Raw genomic sequence first — 26,659 nt, forward strand, 5'->3', positions numbered from 1 at the left:
TTTACGGACACCGAACAAAGTGGCGGCTGACAAGAAAAAGCCCGCCGAGAGGCGGGCCTTGGACCGGTTAAAGGAGCACGGCGCGCCTGGTTGTCCGATCCACGTCCTGCTGGACGCGCTGGGATCAAGCGGCGCTGCGCGTTTCCGAGATGATGTCCACGATGCCATTGACCACGGACTCGACCAGTTGCGGGTCGTCGCCTTCGGCCATCACGCGGATCAGCGGCTCTGTCCCTGATGGCCGGATAACCAGCCGTCCGGTCTTGCCGAGGCGGTTGCGGGCGTCTTCGATGGCGGCCTTGACCGGCGCCTCCTCAAGCGGCTTGCCGCCGGAAATGTGGACGTTCTTCAGGAGTTGCGGCACGGGTTCGAATTTCTTCGACAGTTCGCTGACCGGCCGCCCCTGCCGCTTGATGCAGGCGAGCACCTGCAGCGCCGAGACCAGGCCGTCGCCGGTCGTCGAAAAGTCGGACAGCACGATATGACCCGACTGTTCGCCGCCGACATTCAAGCCATGCGCACGCATGTGCTCGACGACATAGCGGTCGCCGACCTTGGTGCGGTGCAATTGCAGCTTCATGTCGCCGAGGAAGCGTTCGAGGCCCAGATTGGACATCACGGTTGAGACGACACCACCGCCGGCAAGCCGCCCGCTCTGGTGCCAGGATTCGGCGATCAGCGCCATGATCTGGTCACCATCGACGATCGCGCCGTTTTCATCGACGATAACGACACGATCGGCGTCGCCGTCGAGCGCGATGCCGATGTCGGCGCGCACTTCGTGCACCTTCCTTTGCAGGCCGGCCGGATGGGTCGAGCCGCATTCCTTGTTGATGTTGAAGCCGTTGGGCTCGACATTGATGGCGACGACTTCGGCGCCCAGTTCCCACAGCGCCTCGGGCGCCACCTTGTAGGCCGCGCCATTGGCGCAATCGACGACGATCCTCAAGCCAGCGAGCGACATAGAGCGCGGCAAGGTGCGCTTGGCGAATTCGATGTAGCGGTCATGCACCCCGTCGACGCGCTTGGCGCGGCCAAGCCCGTCGGAATCGGCGAGCGCCAGTTCGATATCCTTGTCGAGCATGCTCTCGATGCGCTCCTCGATTTCGTCGGAGAGCTTGTAGCCGTCGGGTCCGAACAGCTTGATGCCGTTGTCGTAATAGGGGTTGTGCGAGGCCGAGATCATGACGCCGATATCGGCGCGCAGCGAACGCACCAGCATGGCGACAGCCGGCGTCGGGATCGGGCCGAGCAGGAACACGTCCATGCCGGCGGCACAAAGACCGGCGACCATGGCATTCTCGATCATATAGCCGGAAAGCCTGGTGTCCTTGCCGAGCACGACACGATGTCGATGGCTGCCGCGCTGGAAGGAAAGGCCGGCGGCCATGCCGACCCGCATAGCGATTTCAGCCGTCATCGGAAACTTGTTGGCGCGTCCGCGAATGCCGTCCGTGCCGAAATAATTCCCTGCCATGCTAGTCAGCTTCCTCGACGTTTCTTCCCCGGCACGTCATGCCACAATTGGCCAGGGCGCTATGATCACATTGTGTGATTATACGTTACCAATCCTTAGAAAACCATTGTTGTGCACTGCACACACGTGGCCGCAACCTGACATGCCCAGACTGCCATGTTGCAATATACAAGTCATGCGAGCCTTTCAGCGCGGATGCACCAGGAAAATCTTGCTCTGAACCAGACAACGGACAACGATTTCATCACCTTATCGGGAGAAACCGGTTTTCGGCGATATATACGCCACTTAGCATCTGGCGCAACCGCCCGTTGAGCGATATTGATTTGCAGGGACGTATCATGGGCTGCTGCAACGGAGAAACGCTATGCTCATCCACCGACTTGCCACTTTGACCGGCCTCGCCGTCGCGACCTTGTTCCTGGCCGCGCCAGCCAACGCACTGACGATGGCCGAGTGCAGCACGAAATACAACGCCGCCAAGGATGCGGGGACACTCGCCGGCGCGACCTGGAACCAGTTCCGCAAGGCTCAGTGCGGCACCGACGCCGCCGCGACGACCGACGCCAAGCCGGCCGATACCAAGAAGGCTGCCGAGACGAAGCCGGCCACGGCGGCCAAGGCTGCCGCCGCTGCGGACGACAGCACGGCCAAGGGCCTGACGGCGAAGGAATGCAGCACCAAATACCAGGCGGCGAAGGCTGCCGGCACGCTGAACGGCATGAAGTGGAACGACTTCCGCAAGTCCGAATGCGCCGCCGGTGCATCCGCCGCTGCCGCCGCCAAGCCGGCAACCACCAAGGCTGCCGCGGCCCCCGCCGACGGCAAGGGTCTGAGCATGGCCGAATGCAGCACCAAGTATCAGGCCGCCAAGACGGCCAACACGCTGAAGGGCATGAAGTGGAACGACTTCCGCAAGACCGAATGCGGCGCCGGCGCATCGGATGACGACACGGTGCCGGCCGCCGACGAGGCCAGCTACACCAAGGAGCCGGCGAAGCCGACGACGGCTGCGCCCAAGGGCGTCAAGTTCCCGTCCGCGATCTCGGCGAAATATGCCAGCGAGACCCCCGGAAAGGGCCGCATGCACACCTGCCTCGACCAGTACTATGTCCTCAAGGACGCCAACGCGCTCGGCGGCCTGAAGTGGATCCAGAAGGGCGGCGGCTTCTACAGCCTGTGCAACGCCAAGCTGAAGAGCTGATCGCTTAGCCATAGTCTCCAAACAAAGGCCCGCGCATCGCAAGATGCGCGGGCCTTTGTTGTTGCGCGAAGACGCACACTGCCTTGCTCGCATCTGCATATCGCCGGGCTGCCGGCATCATCAATTCGCCTGCACTGCCCACCGCCAAGCTCATCCGTAAAGATTCTGGTTGAACATATAAAGAACAAACCATATACAAAAAGGCGTCAAACTTATTATCAACCAGGAGGGTCTTATGCACAGTTTGAGATTGGCGGTATTGGCTGCGACCGCGTTTATCGTTTGGAGCGTCGCCCCCGCAAGCGCACTGACGATGAAGGAATGCGGCGAGACCTATCGAACAGCCAAGGAAGGCGGCACTCTGAACGGCATGGACTGGACGGCTTTTCGCAAGGAGAAGTGCGCGACACCAGCAGCGGACAGTGTCAGCGAGGATACGGTCAAAACCGAGCCGCAGACGAAAAAGGAAACCAGCGCGGCGGTCGCCCCCACTGTAGTGCCCGCGGGCGTGACATTCCCGACCACGCTGGCCGCCGAGTTCAAGACCGAAAAGCCCGCGAAGGCGCGCATGAAGACCTGTCTGCAGGGCTACCATGGCAACAAGGACGCGGGCACGTTGAACGGCCTTCGCTGGATCCAGAAGGGCGGCGGTTATTACAGCCTGTGCAATGCCAAGCTGAAGAGCTGAGCGACAAGACATCTGAAGAAGAGAAGGCCTGCGAACCGCAGGGTTCGCGGGCCTTTTTGTTGCCTTCGAGGGCACGCCAGCGGCGACGTTGCCAATCTCCCCCCTTGCGGGGAGATTAGCTATCACCTTGGCTTTCGCCAATCGTCACCGTCGCAGATGCGAGGTCGCGGACAACTCCTCCCCAACGCCAAAAACAAAAAACGCCGCGGAGCAAGCCGCGGCGTTCGATGAAGTGGTCAAGCTCAGCTCGATGGCTGCGGTTCCATGCCGCCTTCGGGCTCAGGACCCTTCTTTCGCCGGCCGCCGGACTTCGGCACGGCCGAGCCACGGCTGGGCGGCGTGTCGTCGCCAAGGTCGCGCGCAGGCTTGTGGCCGGCGATCAACTGCTTGATCTCCTCGCCGGATAGCGTCTCGTATTCCAGCAGGCCCTGCGCCAGCGCGATCCATTCCTTCTTCTTCTTGGTCAGGATGGTCTTCGCCGACGAATAGGCCTCGTCGATCAGGCGGCGCACTTCGGCGTCGATGATCTGCGCCGTTTCTTCCGAGACGTTCTGCGTGCGCGCCACCGAATGGCCGAGGAACACTTCTTCCTGGTTGTCGCCATAGGCGACATGGCCGAGCTTGTCGGAAAAGCCCCAGCGCGTGACCATGGCGCGGGCCAGCTTGGTCGCCTGCTCGATATCCGAAGAGGCTCCGGAGGTGATGTTCTCCTTGCCGAACTTGAACTCCTCGGCGACGCGGCCGCCCATCATGATGGCGAGACGCGAGATCATGTATTTGTAGCTCATCGAATAGCGGTCGCCTTCGGGCAACTGCATGACCATGCCGAGCGCGCGACCGCGTGGAATGATCGTGGCCTTGTGCAGCGGATCGGCCGATGGCACGTTGAGCGCGAGAATGGCGTGGCCGGCCTCATGGTAGGCGGTCAGCTCCTTCTCGGCCTGGGTCATAGCCGACGAGCGGCGCTCGGCGCCCATCATGATTTTGTCCTTGGCGTCCTCGAATTCGGCCATGGTGACGAGGCGCTTGTTGCGCCGTGCCGCCATCAGCGCGGATTCGTTGACGAGGTTCATCAGATCGGCGCCGGAAAAGCCCGGCGTACCGCGCGCGATCACCTTGAGGTCGACATTGGGCGCCAGCGGCACGTTGCGCACATGCACCTTGAGGATCTTCTCGCGGCCGACGATGTCAGGGTTCGGCACCACGACCTGGCGGTCGAAGCGGCCTGGCCTGAGCAGGGCGGGGTCAAGCACGTCGGGCCGGTTGGTGGCGGCGATCAGGATGATGCTTTCATTGGATTCGAAGCCGTCCATCTCGACCAGCAGCTGGTTCAGCGTCTGCTCGCGTTCGTCGTTGCCACCGCCGAGGCCGGCGCCGCGATGACGGCCGACAGCGTCGATTTCGTCGATGAAGATGATGCAGGGTGCGTTCTTCTTGGCCTGGTCGAACATATCGCGGACGCGGCTTGCACCAACGCCTACGAACATCTCGACGAAGTCAGAACCGGAAATGGTGAAGAACGGCACATTGGCTTCGCCGGCAACCGAGCGGGCGAGCAGCGTCTTGCCGGTTCCCGGAGGGCCGACGAGCAGCACGCCGCGCGGAATCTTGCCGCCGAGCCGCTGGAATTTCTGCGGATCGCGCAGGAACTCGACGATCTCTTCCAGATCTTCCTTGGCTTCGTCGACGCCGGCAACATCCTGGAAGGTGACGCGGCCATGCGCTTCGGTGAGCAGCTTGGCCTTCGACTTGCCAAAGCCCATCGCGCGGCCGGAGCCGGACTGCATCTGGCGCATGAAGAATATCCAGACGCCGAGTATGAGGATCATCGGCAGCCAAGAGATCAGATAGCCGAACAGCGAATTGGAACCGTCTGTTTCAGGCCGCGCATTGATGGTGACGTTCTTGTCCTGCAGCCGCGAGACCAGCGAAGGATCGCCGGGCGAATAGGTCTGGAAGCCGCTGGCATTGTCGGTGTAGGTGCCGCTGATGCGGGCGCCCGCGATGGTTACCGTCTTGACCCGGCCCGCCGCGACATCCTGCAGGAACTGCGAATAAGGCACATCGCTGGAAGCCCCTCGCGTCTGCGGCGTCTGGAACAGATTGAACAGGGCTATGAGCAGGACCGCTATGATCGCCCAGAGCGCGAGGTTGCGATAGTTCGGATTCATCAATTGTCCCGTTGGCGTCCGCGGGGCGGACACGCGTCATGAGAGGAAACTTGCGCCTAACATAGGGAGAGCACCTCCCCTTGCCAAGCATAACAGCACGTCTGGGTTAAGCTTTCGCGCAACCATCAGCCGGCACTATGGCCGCTGAAAGGCAAGGGCGGGACCGGGGCCGCGCCAATCAGCCCGGCGACGGCCTGCGCCGGCGCCAGGTCGAAGGAAGGCAGGAAGCGGGCAAAGGGGGTAACGACCGGCCGCACTTCCATCATCGCAGACTTCAGTCCATATCCAGGCAAACCAAGGCATTCCCCGGCGTGCCACAACGCCGGTTCGGCCGCGAGCGCGGCGCGCATGAGGCTCGGCGGGGCTTTTCCTTGGCCCGTCGCCAGCCGCTTCGCCGCTGCCGTGCCTAGCGGGGCAATCAACAATGCGCTGCTGCTGTCGTTCAATGTGATGCGCCGGCGGCCATCCCACAGGGTGCTGCCAGTAAGGGTTGCGGCGGCGGGCAGGCCGCGCGCCTCGCGGCGCAGGAAGATGCCGGAGCGCCGGGAATCGACAACCGTCCGCGACAATGTGGCGCAAAGAAATCCAGCCCTCAGCCGACCGAACAGAGCCTCGCTGCGGGCCTGATCCGGTAGGAAGGCAATTCCGCCGGTCATGGCCAGCAGGATACGCAACGCATAGACGGCCGCTCGCTCGTCGCCTGTGTTCAGCAAGAGCGGATCAAGACGAATGAGCCCGCAGGACAGCCTGGTCGCGAAATCGCCGATCAAACTTGCGGCGGCGAGGCCGAGTTGACTGCGCGCGCGGCCCTCATGCGCGGCCAGCGCCAGTGCATCGTCGATGCGCTGCGCACCGTTGCTGTCGGCAAGGGCGGCCCGCACACGCGGCCGCTCGAAGGCCGCGTCGATATTGGTGGGGTCGTCGGCCCAGCCGACATTCTCACGCCGCAGGACGTCGCGCAGCGCCTCGCGCCGCAACCCGAGAAGCGGCCGAACGATCCACTCGCGCCAGTCATACAAGGTGGCCGGCGCCATGCCGGCAAGTCCCCGGCCTGCCATTTCGGCATGGCCTTGGCCCCCGTCCCGCGCCAATCCTTCTTCGCGCGCTTGCCGCATCAGCACCGTCTCTGCCTGGTCATCGGCGGTATGGCCGGTGAGGATCAGGCCGATGCCTTCAGCTTGTGCCGCCTCGGCCAGCAGCCGGTAGCGCACCTCGCGAGCAGCCGCGGGCAGGCCGGTCGATGGCTTGGGGCCCGACCATGTCAGGATGCGGTGTGAAATTCCGAATCTGGCGCACAGCTTCGCCACTGTTTGCGCTTCCGCAGCCGAACCGGACCGCAAACCGTGGTCGATCGTTACCGCCAGCAGCCTGGTTGCCGGCGCCTTACGGTCGAGATGGTGTCTGAGAAGAAGGAGCAGGGCGGTCGAGTCGCTGCCGCCGGACACGGCCGCAACAGCGCCGCTGGTAAAATCGATATGCGAAAAAGGGTTAGTCGAAAGGTCCGGCTCGGTGTCGAGCATAATGCATGTCGCCCAAAAGTGATCCCGGTTTCAGGACAACGACATGTAGGACAAGGATCAGCAGGCAGCCAGAGCCTTCTCCTGCTTGACGCGTTCCTTGAGCGCACTGGAAATATCAGGGTAACGCTTGCCGACCTCGCTGAAGGTGGCACAGGCAACGTCATGCTGCTTGAGGCCGACCAGCGACACGCCGAGCTTCAGCAACATGTCGGGAGCTTTCTTGGCCTTGGGGTAGTCCTTGCTGGCGGCAAGGAACGTCTCGGCCGCGTCGCGGTATTTCTGCTGGCCGAGCAATGACTCGCCCAGCCAGTAATGCGCGTCCGCCGCCTTCGCATCCCTTGGGAAGCGGGCGATGTGGTCGCGAAAACCCTGCTCGGCGGTGCCGTAGTCGCCCGAGAGGATGAACTGGTAGGAGTTGCGGTAAAGCTCTTCCGGGTTGTTGGTGGCGGGCAACGCCGCGACCACCGTATCGGATTTTCCGGCCTTGGGCGCCGCCCCGGCGACTGGCGCGGTGTCCTGCGCCGGCGCGGTCGATTGCGTGTTGCCGCCGGCATCGATCACATTGCCGTTCTTGTCGACGGTGATGGTGCCGAAATTCTTTTCCGGCGCTCCCGTACCGGGAATAACCTTTCCGGGGTTGCCGTCGGGAGATTCGACGATGACATCCTCGACCGTCTTGCCGCCTGCCGACTGATCGTTGGCGGGCGCGGCGCCGGCATCGGCCGGCGCCCGTATCGCCGGGGCCGCCGCCACATCGTTGTCGGTGCCGGTGGTGGCGTCCGATTTCTTCTGCGCCGGCGGCTGCCCGCCTTGCGTGCCGCCGCCTTCCAGCTGCTGGAAGCGGAATTCATTGTCTTCCTGCTGCTTGCGGATCTGCTCCTGCATCTGCAGGACCTGGAAATTGAGTTCCTCGATCTTGCCGTTCATCTGCCGCAGCTGCTCTTCCAGGCTGGTGACAGCGGCAGGATCGGATTGCACCAGCTGAACCTGGTCCGGTTTCTTCTTTTGACCGAAAAGGTTGGGCAATTCGACACTGGGAAGATGGAAGGTAAAGCCGCTGTCGGTTGATTGCCCCGTGCCGCTCGCCCCGGTGCCGCTGGCCAGGGCGGTGACGCCTGATAGGAGCAGCAGCGCAAGCGTGCCGCTCAGAACCGATCTCAAATGCATGTGCCTCTCGCAGTGATTTCGTTAGCTTGTTCGCGCCTTCCAATCAGCATGGGACCAGCCAAGCGCCCTCGGCTAATAGCAGGAGCCGAGACTTCGGCCAAATTTTGTTTCGGGCATCCGGATGTGAAAAAGGCGGCCCCCAAGGCCGCCTTTCGCACAGGTATGTTGCATTTTTACCGCTAGACGGCCGCCGTTCTTGACGCGCCGGTCGGCTGCGTGATGCTTCAGGAGCCAGCGCCGCTAAGCGTGGTGACCGCGCGGCGGTTCTGCGACCAGCAGGAGATGTCGTCGCAAACCGCGACCGGACGTTCCTTGCCGTAGGAAATGGTCTTGAGACGGCTGGCCGAGACGCCCTTGGCGACAAGGAAGTCACGGGTGGCGGCGGCGCGGCGGGCGCCGAGCGCCAGATTGTATTCACGTGTGCCGCGTTCGTCGGCATGACCTTCGACGACGATGGCATACTGCTTGTACTGGTTCAGCCACTGCGCCTGGCGCGAGAGCGTCGTCTGAGCGTCGGCACGGATCGAGGTCGAGTCCGTATCGAAGAAGATGCGGTCGCCAATGTTGACGGTGAAGTCCTGCGCCGAACCGGGTGTTGCGGCGCCGGCGCCGTTAAGGCCAAGATCGGCCGCGTTGTTCGGCGTCTTCTTCGAGGCGCAACCTGCGATGGCGAGCATCGCCACCAGCGCGATCATGACCGGGTTTCTGGTAAGTGCTGCAATACGGCCCATGCCGCCTCTCCTTCGTATTTCGAGTGATCTAATTTGAGTGATTTCGTTGATCACCCAGTAACCACGTTTGGGTTAACCGGCATTCAAGAAACACGGTTAAATTTTGGTTTAAGCTGCCCGTCCGCAGCCGTTTTGGCCTGAAGCCACATTTCACGCGGACCCTAGGCGTAAATACGGCCAAAACGCGACAAAGAGATGGAAATGAGGAATTGAAGAGTTGGGGAATTGAGGAACTGAAGAGAGAATTCACTTCAGCTTTTCTCTCAGATTGATCAGCATGCCGTAGATATGGGCATAGGATCGCAGCCAATCGTCGTGTTGTGCCTGGCTGATGTATCCAAGGTCGAACGCATAGGAAATCCACGTCTCCACCTCGCTGCATGACCCCATTGCCATCGAAATGAACCGCGCGAATTCGGGTTTGGAGTGAGTCTGCTTGGCAAATCCTTCAGCCAAATTGGCGCAGATTCCTTTGCTGGAGCGACGCAACTGATCAGCCAGTGCGTATTGCTCCATTTTCGGGAAAGCGAGCGTAGCTTTATGGACGTCAAGAGAAACCACATAAGCGCGCTTATATACCTCTAGATCCTTCGCGCGATTAATGTAGCCGCCCGCCTTCTCCATTCTTCAGTTCTTCAATTCCCCAGTTCCTCAATTCCTCTATTCAAGCAGCGGCGACCAGGCCGGGTCCGAAGCGAAGTTCGCCGTCGGGATCGATTGCTCGTTGCGTCCGGTCAGATCGACCGAAACCAGTTTGGGCCCACCGGCGGAATCGCGGAAGAACATCAGCACGCGGCCGTTCGGCGCCCAGGTCGGCCCCTCCTGCTGGAAGCCGGAGGACAGGATGCGCTCGCCCGAGCCGTCGGTCTTCATGACGCCGATCTGGAATTCGCCGCCGGTCTGCTTGGTGAAGGCTATGAGGTCGCCGCGCGGCGACCATACCGGTGTCGAATAGACGCCGTCGCCAAAGGAGATGCGGGTCTGGCCCGAGCCGTCGGCGCCCATCACGTAGATCTGCGCGCGGCCGCCACGGTCGGAGGTGAACACCACCTTGCTGCCGTCGGGCGAATAGGACGGCGAGGTGTCGATGGCGGTCGAGTTGGTCAGCCTCGTCGTCGAGCGGCTGCGCAGGTCCATGGCGAAGATGTTGGAATTGCCGTCGTCGCGCAGCAGGCTCATGATGACTTTCTGGCCGTCGGGCGAAAAGCGCGGCGCAAAGGTCATGCCCGGGAAATTGCCGACCAGTTCGCGCTGGCCGGTCTCGATCTGCAGCAGATAGACCCGCGGCTGGCCGCTTTCATACGACATATAGGTGATTTCCTGCCGGTTCGGCGAGAAACGCGGCGTCAGCACGATCGACCTGCCGTCCGAGAGATAGCGCACATTGGCGCCGTCCTGGTCCATGATCGCGAGGCGCTTCTTGCGCGCATTCTTGGCGCCGGATTCGTCGATGAAGACGACGCGGGTGTCGAAATAGCCTTTTTCGCCGGTCAGCCGCTCATAGATGGCGTCGGCGATGATGTGGGCGACACGCCGCTGATTGGCGTCGTTGGCGAAGAACTGCTCGCCGGCCATCTGCTGGCCGGCAAAGGTATCCCACAACCGGTACTGGGCGCGGATGCGGCCGTCGGCTTCCTTGCTGACGCTGCCGGTGACCAGCGCCTGCGCGTTGATCACCTTCCAGTCGTCGAAGCGCGGTGCTGCATCGGGGTTGGTGATCTTCTCGATAAAGGCGCTCTTGTCGATCGGAGCGAACAGACCCGAACGCTTCAAATCGGCGGTGACGATCTGCGAAATCTGCGCCCCAAGCGCGTCGCCGCCCTGGAAATCCGTGATGGCGATCGGCAGCGGCTCGACATTGCCCTTGTTGACGTTGAGCTCGACCAGCGCCAGCGCCGGCAACGTGCTGGCAGCGGTCATGCCCATCGCCATTGCTGCGACCATCAGGAGCGGCTTGAGGATTGATTTCATGTCTTCTCGCTTCTCGTACTGATTTCCGGATACGCGGGCCGCCTCAGAGGCCCAGCATCTCCCTTGGATCGAAGGTGACGCGGACGTCGGCCCAGATGTCCTGCTTGCCGGCGGGAACCTGCAGGCCGGTGACATCGCATTTTTGCACCGCACGAACGGCACTTTCGTCGAACTGGCGGTTTCCGCTCGACGTTTCGACCGCCGGGCGTCCATCCAGCTTGCCGGAGGCATCCAGGTTGAACCGCACCACGACGACGAAGTTCTCGGAACCTTCAAGGCCCGCGGGAAGGGTCCAGCAGCCGCCAAGCTGGCTTTCCAGGGCACCCATTTCGGACCTGGAAAGCTTCTGGCCCTGATCCTTGTCGCCGCCGAGCGACGCCTGCTGGGTCGAGCGCTTGGCGCCGCCGCCGGATGGTTTCTGCTTGTCTAGGAGCGCCGAAATCTCGTCGGCGTTGAATTGCTTGTCGTCGGACTTCGGCTTCGACGACGCTTCCTTGACCGGCTTGTCGGCGTTCTTGCGTTCCGGCGCCTTGGCGCTTTCGGCCTGCGCCGGCTGCGGCTTCGGCCGCGCTTCCGGCGCGGGAGCGGAATCCGGCAGCTGCGTCGCCTCGGCGGGCGGCTCCTGCGCTATGGCTTCAGCGACGGCGTCGGGCGTCGGATCGATGGCTGCGGTCTTGTCCTGCGGTGGCGGGGTTGGCGCCGGCTTGGCCGGTGTCGGCTTGGGGTCGGCCTGCTTGACCGGCTCGGGCTTAACCTCTTCCTTGGGCGTCGGCGCCGGCGCCACTTCCGTTGCCGGGGTGGGCTTAGGCTTTTCCTGCGGCTTCGGCACGTCCTCGGGCTTCGGCTTTTCGATCGGGGTCGGCGCGGGCGGCGGAGCCGAGGTCATGTCGACGGGCTTCGGCTTGGCTTCCGGCGTTATCGGCTTGTCGGTGTCGACGCTGTTCTCGCCGACCTTCTGCGCGTCCGGAACGATGTCCGGGCGCTGCGTCGGCACGGGTGCCGGTTTTTCATGCATCACGGCCTTCTTGTCGCCCTGCAACGTCTGCGCAATGGCTTCCATGGGCACGATATCGACCGCGACCGACTCGACGTCGGACGACGGAAGTGCCGCCGGCGCCGTCAGCGTGAACAGGCCGAAGGTCAGCGCCGCCGTATGCAAGATCACCGATGTGGTGAGGCCGGTCTTCATCGCGCGTCTATTGGTCCTGTTCCTGCAGTGAAACCAGGCCGATGTTCTTGTAGCCAGCGGCCGAAATGCGGGCCATCACCTTCATCGCCGTACCATAGTCGGTGGACTTGTCGCCGCGGATGAAGATGCGCTCCTCATAGCCGGTCTTCGAGATTGCCTGCAGCTTGGCCACCAGCTCCTCGATCGGGATCTCGGTTTCCTGCAGATAGATCTGGCCGGCGGCGTTGATCGAGACGGTGATCGGCTGCGTGTCGGCATTCATCGCCTTGGCCTGCGTATCCGGCAGGTCGATCGGCACGCCGACCGTCAGCATCGGTGCGGCGACCATGAAGATGATCAGCAGCACCAGCATCACGTCGACCATCGGCGTGACGTTGATCTCGGACATCAGTGCATGGTGACGGCCGCGCCGCCTGTGGCCGCGCCCGCCGCGCCCTCCCATGCCCATCGACATACCCATCTGCTACTCCTCAGGCCTTGGGGGCCACTTTTTCATCGATTTGGCGCGAGAGTATGGCGGAGAACTCGTCGGAGAACCCTTCCATGCGCACGGCTATCTTGCTCGCATCGGACGACAGCTTGTTGTAGGCGATGACGGCCGGAATGGCGGCGAGCAGGCCGATGGCCGTCGCCAGCAGCGCTTCGGCGATGCCCGGCGCAACCACGGCGAGACTGGTGTTCTTGGAGCCGGCGATCGCCTGAAACGACGTCATGATGCCGATGACGGTGCCGAACAGGCCGATGAAGGGTGCCGCCGAGCCGGTGGTGGCAAGGAAACCGAGGCGCCCTTCCAGCTTTTCCATCTCGCGGGTCAGCGCCAGGTCCATCGCCTTGTCGATGCGGGTCTGCAGGCCGAGCGGCGACTTGGCGCCCTTCTCGAAACTCTTCTTCCACTCGCGCATGGCGGCGACGAAAATGGCGCCCATGCCGGTGGTCTTGCGGTCGGCGAGCGTGCGGTAGAGCTCCTCCAGCGACTGCCCCGACCAGAAAACCTGCTCGAACCGGTTGAGCGCCAGCCGCATGCGGGCATAGGAAACCAGCTTGTCGACGATGATCGCCCAGGTCCAGACCGAGGCGCAGAGCAGGCCGATCATGACCAGCTTGACCACCCAGCTGGCCGAAACGAACAGCGACCAAACCGATAATTGCGCGCCCGGGTCGGCGAGTGCGATATTTTCCATCGTTACGTCCTTAAGATTTTCCGGGCGAAGCTGGCGGCTGGCCCCTGGCATCCCTTGTGGTCGGTTCGCACGAAGCTACCGGAACAACCCCAAACTGTGCCGTTATCGGCCTTTTCGGGGCAAATATTGGTGAAAGGAAGGCGTTCGATAACGCCAATCTTCACCAATCTCTTCATGAACCGTTATGGTTAAGGATGGGTTAGTATATAAGGCGCGGCGCATTGCCACGCCCAGTGGCAAGGCCATCAATTCAATGGCTGCGCCTAGGGTGCGCTGAGATTCAGGTCAGGCCGAGCCGAAAACGGTAGATTCCGAGAACCGGAGCGGAGCGTACTTTTCGTACGTGAGCACAGTTCTACCGCGATGCGGTAGAACGGGGAAGCGCAGGAAGCTGCTGTTTGCAGGCCGGCATCACCTGAATATCAGCGCACCCTCGGCATGAATGCCGCCACCCATTCTCTGGGAAAACGCCTTGGGCGGCCATTCTCACCGATGATCGCCGCCTCGACCTTGGCCTCGACCAGCAGTTCGTCGCCACGCTTGAGCTGTTGCGCCATGAAGATGCGCGCGCCGGAAATCTCCTCGGTGCGGGTGTCGACCGTCAGGATGTCATCGATGCGGGCGGGGCCGCGAAAGTCGATCTCCATGCGGCGCACCACCCAGACTATTCTTTCGCCATGCTTGCCATCGGCAAGCTCTGTGTGGTGCACGCCGGTCAGCCGGAGATAGTCGGAGCGACCGCGTTCGAAGAATTCGAGATAGCGCGCATGGTAGACGACGCCGGAGAAATCGGTGTCGGCATAATAGACCCGCGCCATCAGCCGGTGGCCGAACGCGGTCAGCGCGCCCGAAATGCCGGCCAGCAGCGTTGCCGATTCACCATGATCGCCCATTGCGCTTCCTTTTTCAGCCCCGGCGAGGCACCTGTTTCCCGCGGAACATAACATCGGATGGCACTGTTGACGGCGATGATCAAGAGTTTGACGGCGGCGCTGTTCGTGCTGGTGGCTTTGGCGCTGCCTGGCCAGACCGCGACATTCTCGATGAAGCGCGGCCTCAACCTCGACCAATGGGTCACATGGCCCGGCGAAGACCAGTGGGGCGACGCCAAAGCCATCCTGCCCTATCCGGAATGGCGCAAATTCCTTGGGGAGAACGACCTCAAGGCGCTGAAGGATGCCGGCCTCGATTTCCTGCGCATGCCGGTCGACCCTTCGCCTTTCCTGTCCGACCAGACCGTGGCCTTGCATGACGACCTCTATGCCAGCGTGCTGGACTCCGTGCGCATGATCAACCGCGCCGGGCTGAAGGTGGTCGTCGACATGCACCTGATCCCGGCCGGCGGCAGCCGCAAGATCGGCATGGCGCAAGTGATGGACGATCCGCGGACCTTCGACGCCTATGTCGAGATGGTCCGCAAGATGGCCCGCACGCTGGCCGGCGAAGATCCCACCCAGGTTGCCTTCGAGCCGATGAACGAACCGATCGTCGACTGCGACAGCGACGGCACCAGCCTGTGGCCGGACCGCCAGCGCAAACTGTTCGCCGCGGCGCGATCCTCGGCGACGAAACTGACACTAGTGCTGACCGGCGCCTGCTACTCCGCCGCGAGCTCGCTGGAGAAGATCGACCCGAAGGCGATCCCTGACGGCAATGTCATCTGGACCTTCCATTCCTACGATCCGTTCCTGCTCACCCATCAGGGCGCGACCTGGGCCGGCGACTTCATCCCCTATGTGACCGGCCTGCCTTACCCGCTGAGCGCGGTGCCCAAGGCACAGCTCGACGTGACGCTCGACACCATCCGCGCCAGGATCAAGGCCGAGGCGCCGTGGACACGGCAGAGCGGCCTGCTTGCCTATCTCGACGAACAGGTCGCCAGCATGGACAGCCTCGACAAGCTGCTCGGCCTGATGGATGCGCCGTTCAAAAAGGTCGAGGCATGGGCGAAGGCCAACGGCGTCAAGCCTGAAAACATCACGCTGGGCGAGTTCGGCATGATCCGACAGGAATATGGCAATTCCTATGTGATGCCCGCCGGGTACCGGGCCGCCTATGTCAGGGACATGATCGGGCGTGCCGAAGCACATGGCTTCTCATGGTCGGTGTGGAGCTATGGCGGTGCCTTCGGCATCGTCGACGCCTTCAATGGCGACAAGGCCGAGCCAGATGTGATGGACGTGATCCGCGGGCTGCATTGATCGCTCAGCCAAGATCGGTCGAGAAGATTCCGGGCGCATTCAAAAAACGTACCGACGCAATGCTGAGCCAATACCCGAGACGACGGGCGGCGCACTGGAAAATTACTCTTCCTGGAACAGGTTGATCTGCTGCTGCGCCAGATCCTTCGGCGCGTCGAGGCCGAGATGGCGCCAGGCATTGGCCGTCAGCATGCGGCCGCGCGGTGTGCGCTGGATGAAGCCCTGCTGGATCAGATAGGGCTCGATGATGTCCTCGATGGCGTCGCGCGGCTCTGACAGGCCGGCGGCGATCGTCTCGATGCCGACCGGCCCGCCGCCGAAATTGCGCGCGATCATGCTGAGATACCGCCGGTCGAGCGCGTCGAGGCCGAGCGCATCGACCTCCAGCCGGGTCAGCGCCTCGTCGGCGATCTTGCGGTCGACATGGCCGTCGCCGGCCACCGAGGCGAAATCGCGCACACGGCGTAAGAGCCGGCCGGCGATGCGTGGCGTGCCGCGCGCACGCCGCGCGATCTCCAGCGCACCGTCGTCGCCAAGCGGCATTTGCAGGATGCGGGCGCCGCGCCGCACGATCTGCTCCAGCTCCTCAACCGTGTAGAAATTGAGCCGTACCGGAATGCCGAAACGGTCGCGCAGCGGATTGGTCAGCAGGCCGAGCCGCGTGGTGGCAGCGACGAGCGTGAAGCGGGCAAGGTCGATCTTGACCGAACGCGCCGCCGGTCCCTCGCCGATGATCAGGTCGAGCTGGAAATCCTCCATCGCCGGATAGAGGATTTCCTCCACCGCCGGGCTCAGCCGGTGGATCTCGTCGATGAACAGCACGTCGCCTTCCTCGAGATTGGTCAGCAGGGCGGCAAGATCGCCCGCCTTGGCGATGACCGGACCCGAGGTCGAGCGGAAATTGACGCCGAGTTCGCGCGCCATGATCTGCGCCAGCGTCGTCTTGCCGAGACCGGGCGGCCCGACGAACAGCACATGGTCGAGCGCCTCGTTGCGGCCCTTGGCGGCCTCGATGAACACTTTGAGATTGGCCCGCACCGCCGCCTGGCCGACGAAATCGTCGAGCGTCTGCGGCCGCAAGGTCTGCTCGGCATCCTCGCCGCGTTTTTCCGGCGCAATCAGGCGGGGCGACAGGCTCATGACGCCTTCCTTGCACACGGCAAGGAGCTGAACAAGCGACGGTTCACCGCGCCAGTTCCTTCAGCCCGAAGCGGATCAGCTTTGGCGCATCGGCATCCTCGCCCGCCGTCTTCAGCGCCGCCGCCACAGCATTGGCGGCGGTGTCGCGCGAATAGCCGAGATTGACCAGCGCCGAGACCGCGTCGGTGATGGGCGCGGATGCCACGCCGTCGCCGAGTTCCTGTTTCAGGCCGATGGTGCCCGAGGCGGTTCCGGCATAGGCCGGCGCCTTGTTCTTCAACTCGGTGACGATGCGCTCGGCCACTTTCTTGCCGACGCCGGGCGCGCGCGAAACCATGGCGATATCGCGCAGCGCAATGGCGTTGGCGAGATCCGCCGGCGCCAGCGTCGACAGGATGGCCAGCGCCACCTTGGCGCCGACGCCCGGAACATTGTTCATCAGCAGCCGGAACCACTCGCGTTCCAGCACCGACTGGAAGCCGTAGAGGCGCAGCATGTCCTCGCGCACATAGGTCTCGATGAACAGCACCACCGCTTCGCCGGGCGAAGGCAGCGCCGCCAGCGTGCGCGCCGAGCAATAGGCGACGTAGCCGACGCCATGGATGTCCACGAGGCAATGGTCCTCGTCGACCTCGTCGAGCGTGCCCTTGAGCTTGCCGATCACGCCAGACCTTTCATGGAAGATGGGCTCTCATGGGTGCGTCTCAGGAGAGATGATGTCGAGGTCGGGAAAATAGCTGCGGTAGCGAGCAGCGTCGCGGGTCAAAAGACGATGTCCAGCGACGGTCGCGTGAGCGCCGATAAAGAAATCGGGCAAGGTTCTTTCCCTGACGCCACCGGCCCGGCGATAGCGGGAATGCGTAACGCCGGCAAGGAACGCCGCGTCCCAAGATACAAGTTCGCGATCCATCCCAAGCATGTCGACTGCTTTTCGAAGCGCCGTTTCCGTCGCAATCAGCGGCGCCAACTCGGACCAGACGATCGTGTTGACCACCAACGCGCCGTCGCGGCGGCAGGAGGCGATTGCCGATGCCGACCATCCTTTCATCGGTCCGGCTGGACCCCAAACATCGATCAGGACATTTGTGTCAATCAACGTCGAGATCTTCACGCGGCCCCCTCAACCACTCCATGTACTGATCGGTGGTCATGCCTCCCAGATCCAACGTCCCCTCCATCTGGTCGAGGACATCGCTGAACCTGCGCAATTTCTCTTCCTGGGAGAGGTTCTCGTTGACGGCAACCAGCCGAACACCCTCGTCGGTGGCCACGAACTCCACCTCGGAGCCCGGGGCGATGCCCAGACGGTCCCTTATCGGCTTGGGGATTGTGACTTGCCCCTTGGTGGTCACGCGCATGGTAATACCTCTGCGGTATTACTTATCCCTGCAGCGTGAACAAGTCAAGAACATAGCTAGCCGGCCAGCGCCATCCTGTAGGCCACGCTCTGCCGGTGATGCGCGTGGCAGATGGCGATGGCCAGTGCATCAGCGGCATGTTCGGTATCGAAGACGGCTTTCGGCAACAGCACCTTCACCATCATGTGGATCTGCTTCTTGTCGCCATGGCCGACGCCGATCACCGCCTTCTTCACCGCGTTGGGCGCATATTCTGCAACGACAAGCCCCGCACGCGCCGGCACCAGCATGGCGATGCCACGCGCCTGGCCGAGCTTCAGCGTTGCCACCGCGTCCTTGTTGACGAAGGTCTGTTCGACCGCCGCCTCGTGCGGCATCGCGCTGTGCAGGATTTCGGCGAGCCCGTCATGCAGCTGGCACAGCCGCGTTGCCAGCGCCGCCTTATCCTCGGACTTCACGGTCCCGGAAGCAATGAAGCGCAGCGAATTGCCGAGGCTTTCGACGATGCCCCAGCCGGTGCGTCGAAGCCCAGGATCGATACCGATGATGCGAATCGCTTCCGCCATTTGCCGACTTTACCTCCGGCCCACAGCGATGCCAGCGAAATGTGAACAAACCGGAAACAGAAGACAGACCGGGGTCTAACCCCGAGCGAAAGCCGTGTTGAGCAGGCTGATCTGGTCGGAAACTGGATTGAGGCGGCGAGCCATCGGTTGCATGTCGACCACGGCCCCGGAGCCATAGATCTCCTCGTCCATGCGGCGCACCAGTGCCTGGAGGCGCAGCGAGCGGGTGACGAGATCGAGGAAATCCTCGGGCAGCTCGGCCCAGCCGCCGGCTTCATCATGGGCGGAAGCGGTGTCGAGGCGCACCTTGGACTTTTCCGACGCGACCTGGTCGCGGGTCATCTCGCCGGAATTGGCGGCGCGCTGCAAAAGCAGCCAGGACGCAACCTGCATCAGCCTGGTGGTCAGCCTCATCGATTCGGCCGCATAGAGCGTGGCGCCCAGCCGCGACAGTTTCTTTGCCTCGGCCCGGCCCTTGCCGTCGAGATATTCGGCGGCCTGTTCGACCAGACCCATGCCTTCCTGGTAAAGCGGCTTGAAGGATTGCGAGAAAACCCGGCGCTCCGCCAGCTTGACGGTTTTCGCACTGCCCTTCGAAGGCTCGTTCATTGATACGCCCCTGCACTTGCAACCGGCCGATTCGGCTTCCTGCCGATACACCCGGAACCCTATCTGACTGAAGCTTGAAAATGCGCTTCGTCACCGGCGAAGGCAAGCACATGTTTAACAGAAGGTTAACGGCGAGCCACCATTGGGCGGCCCCGCTGAGATGCGGACAAAAAAGAGAAATGAAGACAAAAAAAGAGCCGCGGATAAGGCGGCTCTCAGGAGTTTAACAGGGAGGCGTCAAACAAAGTGGCTCCAACCACTCGGTAAGAATCCAGATCACTGGATGAACATAGTAAACACCTGTAAAGCTTAATGAAGCCTTAACGGCGCGGATGTTTTTTGGCCGAACGCCGCCATACTGTGCCGTAACAGGACAGCATTTCCGGCCTCAGGTCCAGCTCAGGCCGTCCTCCAGACGGCCGGCAGCGCGATGAAGGCGAACAGCAGCATGGCTGCGTAGAAGCCCATCGAAGAGGCCGCCACCAGTGGTTCGATCGCGGCATTGCCGGCAAGCAGGAAGTAGAGGCCGATCAGCAGGCCGATGCCGCTGATTGCAGTCAGCCAGAAATGAACGGTGGCGAGTGTCTTTTGCCCGATGGCAGGGAACAAATGGTAGAAGAAGGCGAAGACCGCCGACATCAGCCATCCGGCCACCATCGTGTGGGCGTGAGTCGGCATCTGGCCGTGATCCTGGCTGATCGACATGTGCAGGCCGAGCGCCATGCCGCACAGCGAATAGATGACGGCCAGTGTGAAGAAATTCCGTGCTACCCCTTGCATGTCTGTCCCCCGAATTGCCTTTTCCCGTTTGCGGGAATGGGTTGATCGTCAGACGACTTTTGTCGCCACCGGGCTCCCGGCGTCGGCGCATTAGCATCAGCGATGTTTCCGGACGATGTCGCGCCAACCCCTCCCGACGATTCGTACATTAGCAGGAAATCAGATAGCGCGTTCACTATCTCAGCCGCTTCTTCATTGCCTGAAACAGATCCGGTTTTTTCGCGACATCGTTCCGAAACAGGCGCCACGCTAAACGCCCGCTCCTCTGACGGCCGGCGCAAATCAGCGCCGCCGCAACCTGACCGGAACACTGCAGGAGCAACCCATGGACTGGTACACGATCGTCAAATTCCTCCACGTCACTACCGCCATTCTGTGGGTCGGAGGCGGCTTCGTGCTGTTCCTGCTGGGCATACTTGCCGAGCGGGCGGGCAACATAGAGGAAAAACTGCAGGCAATGCGCGCCAGCGGTCAGCTGGGCGGCAGGTTCTTCGCGCCGATGTCGATGCTGACGCTGATTTTTGGCCTCATCATGTGCTGGTTCTGGGTCGGCTTCTCCGACCTGTGGATCCTCATCGGCCTGGCCGGCTACGCCACGACCTTTTCGATCGGCATGTTCATCTTCAAACCGACCGGCGAGCGCATGGGCGCAATGATCGCCAGGGAGGGCGTCACACCAGAGGTTCTTGCCATCGGCCAGCGTATGATGAGCGCGGCGCGCTTCGACTATGCCGTGATGGTGGTCATCATTGCCGACATGGTGCTCAAGCCGACCGTGCATGACATCGGCATCCTTGCCGGGATGGTGCTAGCCGTCTTGATCGGCGCCACACTGGCCTTTGGCGGCAACCGCCGTCTCGTGCCGAGCGCTGCCTTACCCTGATGACGGGCGGCGGCGCAGCCGCCTTTCTACATCAGACCTGCGATGCCATCCCACAGCAGCTTCAGCGCCACGACCGCGACGGTTGCGTAGGTGAAGGGATAGAAGGTTTCCGGCCGCATCCGGCGCACCAGCCAGGCCCCGGCAATGGTCGACAGCGGCGCCAGCGGCATCAGCACCGCCGATGCCGTCAGGTTGGCGGTGTCGAACTGGCCGAGCGCGAAATAGGGCACCAGCTTCAGCGCATTGGTGGCGGCAAAGAAGATCGCCGCCGTGCCCGACAGAACCTTCGGATCGAGCCGGATCGGCAAGGCATAGACCTGGAAGGGCGGGCCGCCGACATGGGCTACGAAGCTGGTGAACCCGGCGACCGTGCCCCAGACCGCGGCGGCGACGCGGTTGGGCGCGGCAGCGTGATCGGCGCCATGGCGGAACTGCAGATAGAGCCAGCGCAGGACGAAGATGATGGCGACGGCGCCGACGATCAGCCGCACCGCCTCTTCGGTCACCAGTGCCGCCGTCAGCCAGCCAAGGCCGATGCCGATGACGGCGCCCGGCATCATGTCGACCAGCATCTTGCGGTCGTAAACGCCCCACCATGTCCATACCGAGACGATGTCCATCAGGCACAGGATCGGCAGCAGGATGGCCGCCGCCTGCACCGGCGGCATGGTCAGCGCCATCAGCGGCACGCCGACGAAACCGACGGCGCCGCCAAAGCCGCCCTTGGACAGGCCGACCAGAATGACCGCCGGAATGGCAGCCGCATAGAACCACGGATCGAGAAGCAGGCCTGACATGGGAGGGGGGACTGGTCCGGAGGGAAAGCGGGTCGACGCTTGAATAGCCCAGAATGCCCGGCGGAGCGACAGCAAATATGAGCGTGGCGGCGGCACACTCGGCCGACGCCGGCCAGTGCCTAGCGCCGAGCCGAGACCAGCAGGAACATCGGCCGCTCGAGCTCTTCCGCCAGTTCCGGCTTGGCTGCGATTTGCGCATCGGTCGGCCGGAATTCCTCGACATGGCCGATGGAGAAGCCGGACCGGATCAGTGCGTTGAGGGTGGTGCCGATCGTGCGGTGATGTTTCACCACGCCCTTGGCCAGCCAGTCGGTGCTGCGCGGTCCTTCCACCAGATATTGGTCGACAGGCCACGTCTTGCGGCCTTCGCTATCGATCACCCAGCCGGGTTTGGTCGGCGCCATGAAGATCGGATGTTCCGTCGAAAAGACGAAACGCCCGCCAGGCGCCAGGGCTCGATGCACGGTCCCGAACAGACGCGACACATCCTCGACATAGTGCAAGGCGAGCGAGCTGTAGACGAGATCGAAGCTGGCTTCCGGCAGGCTGAGCCGATCGAGATCGGCCGTCTCATAGCTTATGCCAGCATCGGGGCCGGCGGCCCTTGCCCGGGCAAGCATCTTCTCCGACAGATCCAGGCCAAGCACCTGCGCCGCCCCATGCTCGCGGGCCCAGCGGCAGAACCAGCCGAAGCCGCAGCCGAGATCGACGACCCTCAAGCCGCCGACATCGGGCAGCATGGCGCGCAGTGCCGGCCACTCGGCGGCACCCTCCAGCCCTTCGACCGAACGGCCGAGCTGGCTGTAGCCTGCGAAGAAATCCTCACGATCGTATATATTCTGCGCCATGGTTCCGGCCTCGTTTGGGCCGGCACACTAACCAACCGGCCACCGGCTTTCCACCCAACTCGATCAGGAGGCCTGCAAGACCTTTGCCCTATCCCGAGAGGCGGTTGCGTCAAGCGGCGGCGGCCGACGCCGGATCGGCTGCGCCTTGATAATGGCGGTGCTTGTCTCCGCCTTGTCGGCGATACGGTCCAAAATCCCGTCGAGATCGCCGATCGAGCGCACGAACAGCCGGGCGACGAAACAGTCATCGCCCGTCACCTTGTCGCATTCGCCGAATTCGGGAATCTCCTCGATCAGCTTCTGGACGATGTGCAGCTTGCCCGGCAAAGGCCGGATGCGCACGATCGCCTGCAGGGTATAACCGAGCGCCAGCGGATCGATCTCGACAGTGAACGCCCGGATGACGCCGCGCTCCTCGAGCCGTCGCAGCCGCTCCGAAACGCTTGGCGACGACAGCCCGACCTGGGCGGCCAGTTCCTTCAGCGAGGTCCGTGCATCCTTGACCAGGATTTCAAGGAGATTTCGGTCGAGATCGTCCAGCATCTTTTTCTTTCCCCGATAGCTTGGAGTTTTCTCCTAATATAATTAGGCCAACCGGCCATACACCCTTTCCAATCAGATGGAAAGCTTCGCGGCAGCATGAGATTATGGCGGCTCAACCGATATGGAGGTTTGTTGTGAACGAAACGGTGCGCGGCACGGTCGAAATGTCAGCCGCAATGGCCATCCTGGGAACGATCGGATGGTTCGTCGTCCTGTCCGGCCAGCCGATCATGGATGTGGTGTTCTGGCGTTGCGCTTTCGGTGCGCTGACGCTGCTCATCATCTGCGCCGGGCTGGGATTGCTGCGCAACAGGCTGTCGCTGCGCATCATCGGCATCGCCGCGCTCGGCGGCGTCGCCATCGTCGTCAACTGGCTGCTGCTGTTCAGCGCATTCTCGCGCGCGTCGATCTCGATCGCCACCGCTGTCTACAACACGCAGCCTTTCATGCTGGTCGGCTTCGGTGCGCTTTTCTTCGCCGAGCGGCTGACCCTGACCAAGCTGACCTGGCTGGCCATCGCCTTCGCCGGCATGGTTCTGATCGTGCAGTCGGCTCCCGATGCCGGCGATATCGGCACGGATTATTTCACCGGCATCGTCATGGCGTTGGGCGCGGCTTTCTTCTGGGCCGTCGCCGCCATCGTCACCAAGAAGCTCAAGGGCACGCCGCCGCACCTCATCGCGCTGATCCAGGTCTGCGTCGGCGTCGTCATGCTGGCGCCTTTCGCCAATCTTGCAGAGCTTCCGGCCGATGCCTGGAGCTGGACCATGCTGGCGACGCTCGGCATCGTCCATACCGGCCTGATGTACATACTGATGTACGGCGCCATCCAGAAGCTGCCGACGCATCTGCAGGGATCGCTGTCCTTCATCTATCCCGTCGTCGCCATTCTGGTCGATGTCGTCGCCTTCGGCCATCGGCTGCATCTGAGTCAGGTCGTCGGCGCCACCGCCATCCTGATCGCCGCCGCCGGCATGAATCTCGGCTGGACGCTGTGGAAGGGCAAACCGCCCGTGGCGAGCCCGCACCCGATCAAATGAAGCGCCCCGCCGGATGCCCGGCGGGTCAAACATCGCGATCCCGGCTGCCCGCCTGTTCAAAGCGGGCACTTTGCTCTATGCCGCAATCCAACCATCTTCGCCCGGCATAGGCGAAACGCGGGACCCGAAGAACCATGAATGAAGCAACGCCCCCCAATCGCTGTCGCATCGTGCTGATCGCGCCGTCCGGCGTGCCGGCGGCCCGTATTGTCGCGGCATTCGATGGCGGCGATGTCGCTTCGCTGATCCTGCCCGAGAACGGCATGGATGAAGCCTCCTTCCAGGCTTTCGCCGAACAGATCGTGCCGGCAGCGCAAGCCGCCGGCGTTGCTGTCATCATCGCCGGCGACACCCGCATAGCCGGCCGCGTCCAGGCCGACGGCATCCATGTCGAGGTCTCCAAGGCCGAACTTGCCGAGACGATCGAGCATTTCCAGGCAAAGATGATGGTCGGCACCGGCGGCGCCAAGACACGTGACGACGCGCTCGAGCTTGGCGAGACGCGGCCAGACTACATCTTCTTCGGCCGCTTCGGTTACGACAACAAGCCCGAACCGCACCCACGCAACCTGTCGCTCGGCGCATGGTGGGCGGACATGATCCAGATCCCTTGCATCGTCATGGCCGGATCCGACATCGCCTCGGTCGAAGCGGTGGGCGCCACCGGCGCTGAATTCGTGGCGCTGTCGAGCGCCGTGTTTGCCGACGGCACCGATCCCAGGACAGCGGTCGCCACCGCCAACGCGCTGCTCGACGAGACCGCGCCGCGCTTCGAGGACTGAAATGTCCTCGGCGACGCTTCCCCTCCAGGCTCTGCTTGCGGTGCTGATGGTCCAGGCTGCCGCCGCGGAGACCATCCCCCTGCCGCAGCCCAAGCCGGAAATCGGCGTTCACACCGACAAGCCGATCGACAAGTCGTTGCCGCAGCCCGCTACCACGGCCGAGCCCGCGCCGCTGCCGTCGGCCGACACGGTCAATCCCGACCGCTTCGGCGCAAAACCCGCCGACGCGGCCTATGGCGCCTTCCAGCGCGGTCTCTACAAGACAGCTTACAATCTGGCATTGGTCCGGGCGCAAAACGGCGATCCGGCGGCGCAGACCTTGGTGGCCGAGATCCTGTCGCGGGGGCTCGGTGTGCCGGTCAATTCGGCGCAAGCGGCGAAATGGTACGCGCTGGCCGCCGAACAGGGTGTGCCGGAATCGCAGTTCCAGTATGCGCTGATGCTGCTCGACGGCCGCTACGTCAAAAAGGATGGAAAAGAGGCCTACGCCTTGATGCAGGCCGCCGCCGAAGCCGGCAACCGGCTGGCGCAATTCAATTTCGCGCAGATGCTGGTCCAGCAGGACCCCGGCGACGCCGGCATGGCCAAGGCGGTTTCCTACTATGAGCGCGCCGCCGCGACCGGCCTCGCGGACGCGCAATATGCAATGTCGCAGATCTACGCCAACGGTGTCGGTGGCAAGCCACGTGACGACGCCCAGGCAAGGCGCCTGCTGGCGCAGGCCGCAAGGCAGAACTACGACACCGCGCAGATCGATCTCGCCGCCTGGATGATCGAAGGCCGCGGCGGTGCGCGCGACCTGAAATCCGCCTTCGGCTGGATGAAGCAGGCGGCGGAGGGCGGCAATGTCGCCGCCCAGAACCGCCTGGCCAAGCTCTATATGCAAGGCATCGGCACCGATCCGGACCTTGTGCTTGCCGGCGCCTGGTACGTCGTCGCCCGCCGTGCCGGCCTCATCGACCCACAGATGGACGACTTCCTGCAGGGGCTGGACGACGACCAGACCAAGCAGGCGCTGCAGAAGGCCAACCGGCTGCCTTGACGGCGGTTCTCGCGGTCATTGCAAGTGTAACCTCGGCTCCCCTCGCCTGGCACCGACCTGCCCGCTCCCTTGCCTCTTCTGGCGATTTGTGGTCTTGGGAGCCCGAAATCGCTTTCCCAGCGAACATCCATACCGACGGCGTGGCCGTTGGCATCATTCCGGATCATCTCATCATGGCCAAGATCAATGGCAACGAAATCCGTCCCGGCTATGTCATCGAGCATGATGGCGGGCTTTGGGTGGCGGTCAGGACCAACACCGTCAAGCCCGGCAAGGGCGGCGCCTACAATCAGGTCGAACTGAAGAACCTCATCAACGGCACCAAGCTCAACGAGCGCTTCCGCTCGGCCGAGACCGTCGAACAGATCCGGCTCGACCTGAAGGATTTTTCCTTCCTTTACGCGCAGGAAGACGCACTGGTGTTCATGGACACCCAGAGCTACGAGCAGCTCGAATTGAACAAGGACTTCGTCGGCGATCGCGCCGCCTTCCTGCAGGACGGCATGATGGTGACGGTCCAGCTCTACGAAGAGCGGCCGATCGGCATTTCGCTGCCCGACTATGTGACGCTGACCATCACCGAGGCCGACCCGGTGGTGAAGGGTCAGACGGCGGCATCGTCCTACAAGCCGGCGATCCTGGAGAACGGCATCCGCGTCCTGGTGCCGCCCTTCATCGGCGCCGGCGAGCGCATCATCGTCGACACCAACGAAATCACTTACGTGCGCCGCGCCGACTGACGCATGTCGCCCAAAAGTGGCCGGGTTCCGG

General features: G+C 62.9%; 29 protein-coding genes. 8 read left to right on the plus strand and 21 right to left on the minus strand.

From position 1 onward, the window contains the following. Positions 1-124: 124 nt before the first annotated feature. Positions 125-1,477 (minus strand): phosphoglucosamine mutase, encoded by a 1,353-nt coding sequence (gene glmM / locus EOB59_RS22635; RefSeq protein ID WP_127408333.1) that lies wholly within the window; start codon positions 1,475-1,477, stop codon positions 125-127. Positions 1,478-1,844: 367 nt separating this feature from the next. Between glmM and EOB59_RS22640 the strand changes: the two genes are divergently transcribed. Then, positions 1,845-2,681, plus strand: coding sequence for a hypothetical protein (locus EOB59_RS22640; RefSeq protein WP_128289283.1), 837 nt, complete (start codon positions 1,845-1,847; stop codon positions 2,679-2,681). A gap of 235 nt (positions 2,682-2,916) precedes the next feature. Continuing rightward, positions 2,917-3,369: a hypothetical protein gene (locus tag EOB59_RS22645; protein WP_127322124.1), complete on the plus strand. Its 453-nt coding sequence runs from the start codon at positions 2,917-2,919 to the stop codon at positions 3,367-3,369. A 242-nt stretch (positions 3,370-3,611) separates the two neighbouring features. On the opposite strand, the gene ftsH is transcribed toward EOB59_RS22645, so the two are convergent. The 10 genes from ftsH to ybgC form a co-directional block, all read right to left on the minus strand. Then, entirely contained in the window at positions 3,612-5,540 is a 1,929-nt protein-coding gene (gene ftsH, locus EOB59_RS22650) for an ATP-dependent zinc metalloprotease FtsH (RefSeq protein ID WP_127380665.1), read from the minus strand. A gap of 125 nt (positions 5,541-5,665) precedes the next feature. After that, complete coding sequence (tilS, locus tag EOB59_RS22655; protein ID WP_127809022.1) at positions 5,666-7,060, minus strand: tRNA lysidine(34) synthetase TilS; 1,395 nt, start codon at positions 7,058-7,060, stop codon at positions 5,666-5,668. 57 nt (positions 7,061-7,117) lie between these two features. After that, positions 7,118-8,227, minus strand: coding sequence for a tol-pal system protein YbgF (gene ybgF, locus EOB59_RS22660; protein ID WP_128289284.1), 1,110 nt, complete (start codon positions 8,225-8,227; stop codon positions 7,118-7,120). A gap of 224 nt (positions 8,228-8,451) precedes the next feature. Next, the gene (pal, locus tag EOB59_RS22665) at positions 8,452-8,958 is read right to left on the minus strand and encodes a peptidoglycan-associated lipoprotein Pal (RefSeq protein WP_013529149.1); all 507 of its coding nucleotides are present in this window, start codon (positions 8,956-8,958) and stop codon (positions 8,452-8,454) included. Positions 8,959-9,204: 246 nt separating this feature from the next. Then, complete coding sequence (locus EOB59_RS22670) at positions 9,205-9,582, minus strand: four helix bundle protein (protein WP_127809020.1); 378 nt, start codon at positions 9,580-9,582, stop codon at positions 9,205-9,207. 36 nt (positions 9,583-9,618) lie between these two features. Further along, positions 9,619-10,929: a Tol-Pal system beta propeller repeat protein TolB gene (gene tolB / locus EOB59_RS22675; protein WP_127270138.1), complete on the minus strand. Its 1,311-nt coding sequence runs from the start codon at positions 10,927-10,929 to the stop codon at positions 9,619-9,621. A 43-nt stretch (positions 10,930-10,972) separates the two neighbouring features. Then, on the minus strand, positions 10,973-12,118 hold the full coding sequence (locus tag EOB59_RS22680; RefSeq protein ID WP_128289285.1) for a TonB family protein: 1,146 nt from the start codon (positions 12,116-12,118) through the stop codon (positions 10,973-10,975). 7 nt (positions 12,119-12,125) lie between these two features. Further along, complete coding sequence (gene tolR, locus EOB59_RS22685; RefSeq protein WP_023811855.1) at positions 12,126-12,578, minus strand: protein TolR; 453 nt, start codon at positions 12,576-12,578, stop codon at positions 12,126-12,128. Between the two features lie 10 nt (positions 12,579-12,588). Then, positions 12,589-13,299 (minus strand): protein TolQ, encoded by a 711-nt coding sequence (tolQ, locus tag EOB59_RS22690; RefSeq protein ID WP_013529145.1) that lies wholly within the window; start codon positions 13,297-13,299, stop codon positions 12,589-12,591. A gap of 422 nt (positions 13,300-13,721) precedes the next feature. Further along, on the minus strand, positions 13,722-14,192 hold the full coding sequence (ybgC, locus tag EOB59_RS22695; protein ID WP_128289286.1) for a tol-pal system-associated acyl-CoA thioesterase: 471 nt from the start codon (positions 14,190-14,192) through the stop codon (positions 13,722-13,724). Between the two features lie 57 nt (positions 14,193-14,249). Between ybgC and EOB59_RS22700 the strand changes: the two genes are divergently transcribed. After that, positions 14,250-15,500: a cellulase family glycosylhydrolase gene (locus EOB59_RS22700; protein WP_128289287.1), complete on the plus strand. Its 1,251-nt coding sequence runs from the start codon at positions 14,250-14,252 to the stop codon at positions 15,498-15,500. Positions 15,501-15,602: 102 nt separating this feature from the next. On the opposite strand, the gene ruvB is transcribed toward EOB59_RS22700, so the two are convergent. The 7 genes from ruvB to EOB59_RS22735 all read right to left on the minus strand — a co-directional run bounded on the left by ruvB (position 15,603) and on the right by EOB59_RS22735 (position 19,953). Continuing rightward, a complete protein-coding gene (ruvB, locus tag EOB59_RS22705) occupies positions 15,603-16,640 on the minus strand; it encodes a Holliday junction branch migration DNA helicase RuvB (protein WP_023811851.1) in 1,038 nt (345 codons plus the stop codon). A 43-nt stretch (positions 16,641-16,683) separates the two neighbouring features. Beyond that, positions 16,684-17,304 (minus strand): Holliday junction branch migration protein RuvA, encoded by a 621-nt coding sequence (gene ruvA / locus EOB59_RS22710; RefSeq protein WP_013529140.1) that lies wholly within the window; start codon positions 17,302-17,304, stop codon positions 16,684-16,686. A 27-nt stretch (positions 17,305-17,331) separates the two neighbouring features. Then, a complete protein-coding gene (locus EOB59_RS22715; protein ID WP_127268491.1) occupies positions 17,332-17,751 on the minus strand; it encodes a type II toxin-antitoxin system VapC family toxin in 420 nt (139 codons plus the stop codon). Further along, the gene (locus EOB59_RS22720; RefSeq protein WP_127268490.1) at positions 17,729-17,998 is read right to left on the minus strand and encodes an AbrB/MazE/SpoVT family DNA-binding domain-containing protein; all 270 of its coding nucleotides are present in this window, start codon (positions 17,996-17,998) and stop codon (positions 17,729-17,731) included. Before EOB59_RS22720 ends, EOB59_RS22715 begins: the two co-directional genes overlap by 23 nt. 56 nt (positions 17,999-18,054) lie before the next feature. After that, positions 18,055-18,564, minus strand: a complete 510-nt coding sequence (gene ruvC, locus EOB59_RS22725) for a crossover junction endodeoxyribonuclease RuvC (protein ID WP_127320884.1) — start codon at positions 18,562-18,564, stop codon at positions 18,055-18,057. 75 nt (positions 18,565-18,639) lie between these two features. Continuing rightward, positions 18,640-19,173, minus strand: coding sequence for a DUF1465 family protein (locus EOB59_RS22730; protein WP_127809013.1), 534 nt, complete (start codon positions 19,171-19,173; stop codon positions 18,640-18,642). Between the two features lie 399 nt (positions 19,174-19,572). Next, positions 19,573-19,953, minus strand: coding sequence for a hypothetical protein (locus EOB59_RS22735; protein WP_127320882.1), 381 nt, complete (start codon positions 19,951-19,953; stop codon positions 19,573-19,575). Positions 19,954-20,278: 325 nt separating this feature from the next. Between EOB59_RS22735 and EOB59_RS22740 the strand changes: the two genes are divergently transcribed. Continuing rightward, on the plus strand, positions 20,279-20,836 hold the full coding sequence (locus EOB59_RS22740; RefSeq protein WP_128289288.1) for a DUF2269 family protein: 558 nt from the start codon (positions 20,279-20,281) through the stop codon (positions 20,834-20,836). Between the two features lie 26 nt (positions 20,837-20,862). Here the strand turns inward: EOB59_RS22740 and EOB59_RS22745 are convergent, their stop codons facing one another. From EOB59_RS22745 to EOB59_RS22755, 3 genes are all read right to left on the minus strand, one after another. Next, positions 20,863-21,633, minus strand: a complete 771-nt coding sequence (locus EOB59_RS22745; RefSeq protein WP_126066730.1) for a sulfite exporter TauE/SafE family protein — start codon at positions 21,631-21,633, stop codon at positions 20,863-20,865. A 119-nt stretch (positions 21,634-21,752) separates the two neighbouring features. After that, positions 21,753-22,481: a class I SAM-dependent methyltransferase gene (locus EOB59_RS22750; RefSeq protein WP_127809011.1), complete on the minus strand. Its 729-nt coding sequence runs from the start codon at positions 22,479-22,481 to the stop codon at positions 21,753-21,755. Positions 22,482-22,544: 63 nt separating this feature from the next. After that, entirely contained in the window at positions 22,545-23,024 is a 480-nt protein-coding gene (locus EOB59_RS22755; protein ID WP_127268483.1) for an Lrp/AsnC family transcriptional regulator, read from the minus strand. A gap of 134 nt (positions 23,025-23,158) precedes the next feature. On the opposite strand from EOB59_RS22755, the gene EOB59_RS22760 reads away from it, so the two are divergent. From EOB59_RS22760 to efp, 4 genes are all read left to right on the plus strand, one after another. Next, the gene (locus tag EOB59_RS22760) at positions 23,159-24,064 is read left to right on the plus strand and encodes a DMT family transporter (RefSeq protein ID WP_127268482.1); all 906 of its coding nucleotides are present in this window, start codon (positions 23,159-23,161) and stop codon (positions 24,062-24,064) included. A gap of 134 nt (positions 24,065-24,198) precedes the next feature. Then, positions 24,199-24,846 carry a thiamine phosphate synthase gene (locus tag EOB59_RS22765; RefSeq protein WP_127272276.1) on the plus strand — a complete coding sequence of 216 codons (648 nt, stop codon included), beginning with the start codon at positions 24,199-24,201 and terminating at the stop codon, positions 24,844-24,846. 1 nt (position 24,847) lies between these two features. Beyond that, complete coding sequence (locus EOB59_RS22770; protein ID WP_128289289.1) at positions 24,848-25,888, plus strand: tetratricopeptide repeat protein; 1,041 nt, start codon at positions 24,848-24,850, stop codon at positions 25,886-25,888. A gap of 173 nt (positions 25,889-26,061) precedes the next feature. Further along, a complete protein-coding gene (efp, locus tag EOB59_RS22775) occupies positions 26,062-26,628 on the plus strand; it encodes an elongation factor P (protein WP_013529127.1) in 567 nt (188 codons plus the stop codon). Positions 26,629-26,659: the final 31 nt, after the last annotated feature.

It is taken from the genome of Mesorhizobium sp. M7A.F.Ca.MR.176.00.0.0, from assembly GCF_004023165.1.
GTDB lineage: Bacteria > Pseudomonadota > Alphaproteobacteria > Rhizobiales > Rhizobiaceae > Mesorhizobium.

What these genes read in the sequence shown, in the direction of transcription:
- glmM (WP_127408333.1), bottom strand. Translation starts at nt 1,477, where the DNA reads ATGGCAGGGAATTATTTCGGCACGGACGGCATTCGCGGACGCGCCAAC.
- EOB59_RS22640 (WP_128289283.1), top strand. Translation starts at nt 1,845, where the DNA reads ATGCTCATCCACCGACTTGCCACTTTGACCGGCCTCGCCGTCGCGACC.
- EOB59_RS22645 (WP_127322124.1), top strand. Translation starts at nt 2,917, where the DNA reads ATGCACAGTTTGAGATTGGCGGTATTGGCTGCGACCGCGTTTATCGTT.
- ftsH (WP_127380665.1), bottom strand. Translation starts at nt 5,540, where the DNA reads ATGAATCCGAACTATCGCAACCTCGCGCTCTGGGCGATCATAGCGGTC.
- tilS (WP_127809022.1), bottom strand. Translation starts at nt 7,060, where the DNA reads ATGCTCGACACCGAGCCGGACCTTTCGACTAACCCTTTTTCGCATATC.
- ybgF (WP_128289284.1), bottom strand. Translation starts at nt 8,227, where the DNA reads ATGCATTTGAGATCGGTTCTGAGCGGCACGCTTGCGCTGCTGCTCCTA.
- pal (WP_013529149.1), bottom strand. Translation starts at nt 8,958, where the DNA reads ATGGGCCGTATTGCAGCACTTACCAGAAACCCGGTCATGATCGCGCTG.
- EOB59_RS22670 (WP_127809020.1), bottom strand. Translation starts at nt 9,582, where the DNA reads ATGGAGAAGGCGGGCGGCTACATTAATCGCGCGAAGGATCTAGAGGTA.
- tolB (WP_127270138.1), bottom strand. Translation starts at nt 10,929, where the DNA reads ATGAAATCAATCCTCAAGCCGCTCCTGATGGTCGCAGCAATGGCGATG.
- EOB59_RS22680 (WP_128289285.1), bottom strand. Translation starts at nt 12,118, where the DNA reads ATGAAGACCGGCCTCACCACATCGGTGATCTTGCATACGGCGGCGCTG.
- tolR (WP_023811855.1), bottom strand. Translation starts at nt 12,578, where the DNA reads ATGGGTATGTCGATGGGCATGGGAGGGCGCGGCGGGCGCGGCCACAGG.
- tolQ (WP_013529145.1), bottom strand. Translation starts at nt 13,299, where the DNA reads ATGGAAAATATCGCACTCGCCGACCCGGGCGCGCAATTATCGGTTTGG.
- ybgC (WP_128289286.1), bottom strand. Translation starts at nt 14,192, where the DNA reads ATGGGCGATCATGGTGAATCGGCAACGCTGCTGGCCGGCATTTCGGGC.
- EOB59_RS22700 (WP_128289287.1), top strand. Translation starts at nt 14,250, where the DNA reads ATGGCACTGTTGACGGCGATGATCAAGAGTTTGACGGCGGCGCTGTTC.
- ruvB (WP_023811851.1), bottom strand. Translation starts at nt 16,640, where the DNA reads ATGAGCCTGTCGCCCCGCCTGATTGCGCCGGAAAAACGCGGCGAGGAT.
- EOB59_RS22720 (WP_127268490.1), bottom strand. Translation starts at nt 17,998, where the DNA reads ATGCGCGTGACCACCAAGGGGCAAGTCACAATCCCCAAGCCGATAAGG.
- ruvC (WP_127320884.1), bottom strand. Translation starts at nt 18,564, where the DNA reads ATGGCGGAAGCGATTCGCATCATCGGTATCGATCCTGGGCTTCGACGC.
- EOB59_RS22730 (WP_127809013.1), bottom strand. Translation starts at nt 19,173, where the DNA reads ATGAACGAGCCTTCGAAGGGCAGTGCGAAAACCGTCAAGCTGGCGGAG.
- EOB59_RS22735 (WP_127320882.1), bottom strand. Translation starts at nt 19,953, where the DNA reads ATGCAAGGGGTAGCACGGAATTTCTTCACACTGGCCGTCATCTATTCG.
- EOB59_RS22740 (WP_128289288.1), top strand. Translation starts at nt 20,279, where the DNA reads ATGGACTGGTACACGATCGTCAAATTCCTCCACGTCACTACCGCCATT.
- EOB59_RS22745 (WP_126066730.1), bottom strand. Translation starts at nt 21,633, where the DNA reads ATGTCAGGCCTGCTTCTCGATCCGTGGTTCTATGCGGCTGCCATTCCG.
- EOB59_RS22750 (WP_127809011.1), bottom strand. Translation starts at nt 22,481, where the DNA reads ATGGCGCAGAATATATACGATCGTGAGGATTTCTTCGCAGGCTACAGC.
- EOB59_RS22755 (WP_127268483.1), bottom strand. Translation starts at nt 23,024, where the DNA reads ATGCTGGACGATCTCGACCGAAATCTCCTTGAAATCCTGGTCAAGGAT.
- EOB59_RS22765 (WP_127272276.1), top strand. Translation starts at nt 24,199, where the DNA reads ATGAATGAAGCAACGCCCCCCAATCGCTGTCGCATCGTGCTGATCGCG.
- EOB59_RS22770 (WP_128289289.1), top strand. Translation starts at nt 24,848, where the DNA reads ATGTCCTCGGCGACGCTTCCCCTCCAGGCTCTGCTTGCGGTGCTGATG.
- efp (WP_013529127.1), top strand. Translation starts at nt 26,062, where the DNA reads ATGGCCAAGATCAATGGCAACGAAATCCGTCCCGGCTATGTCATCGAG.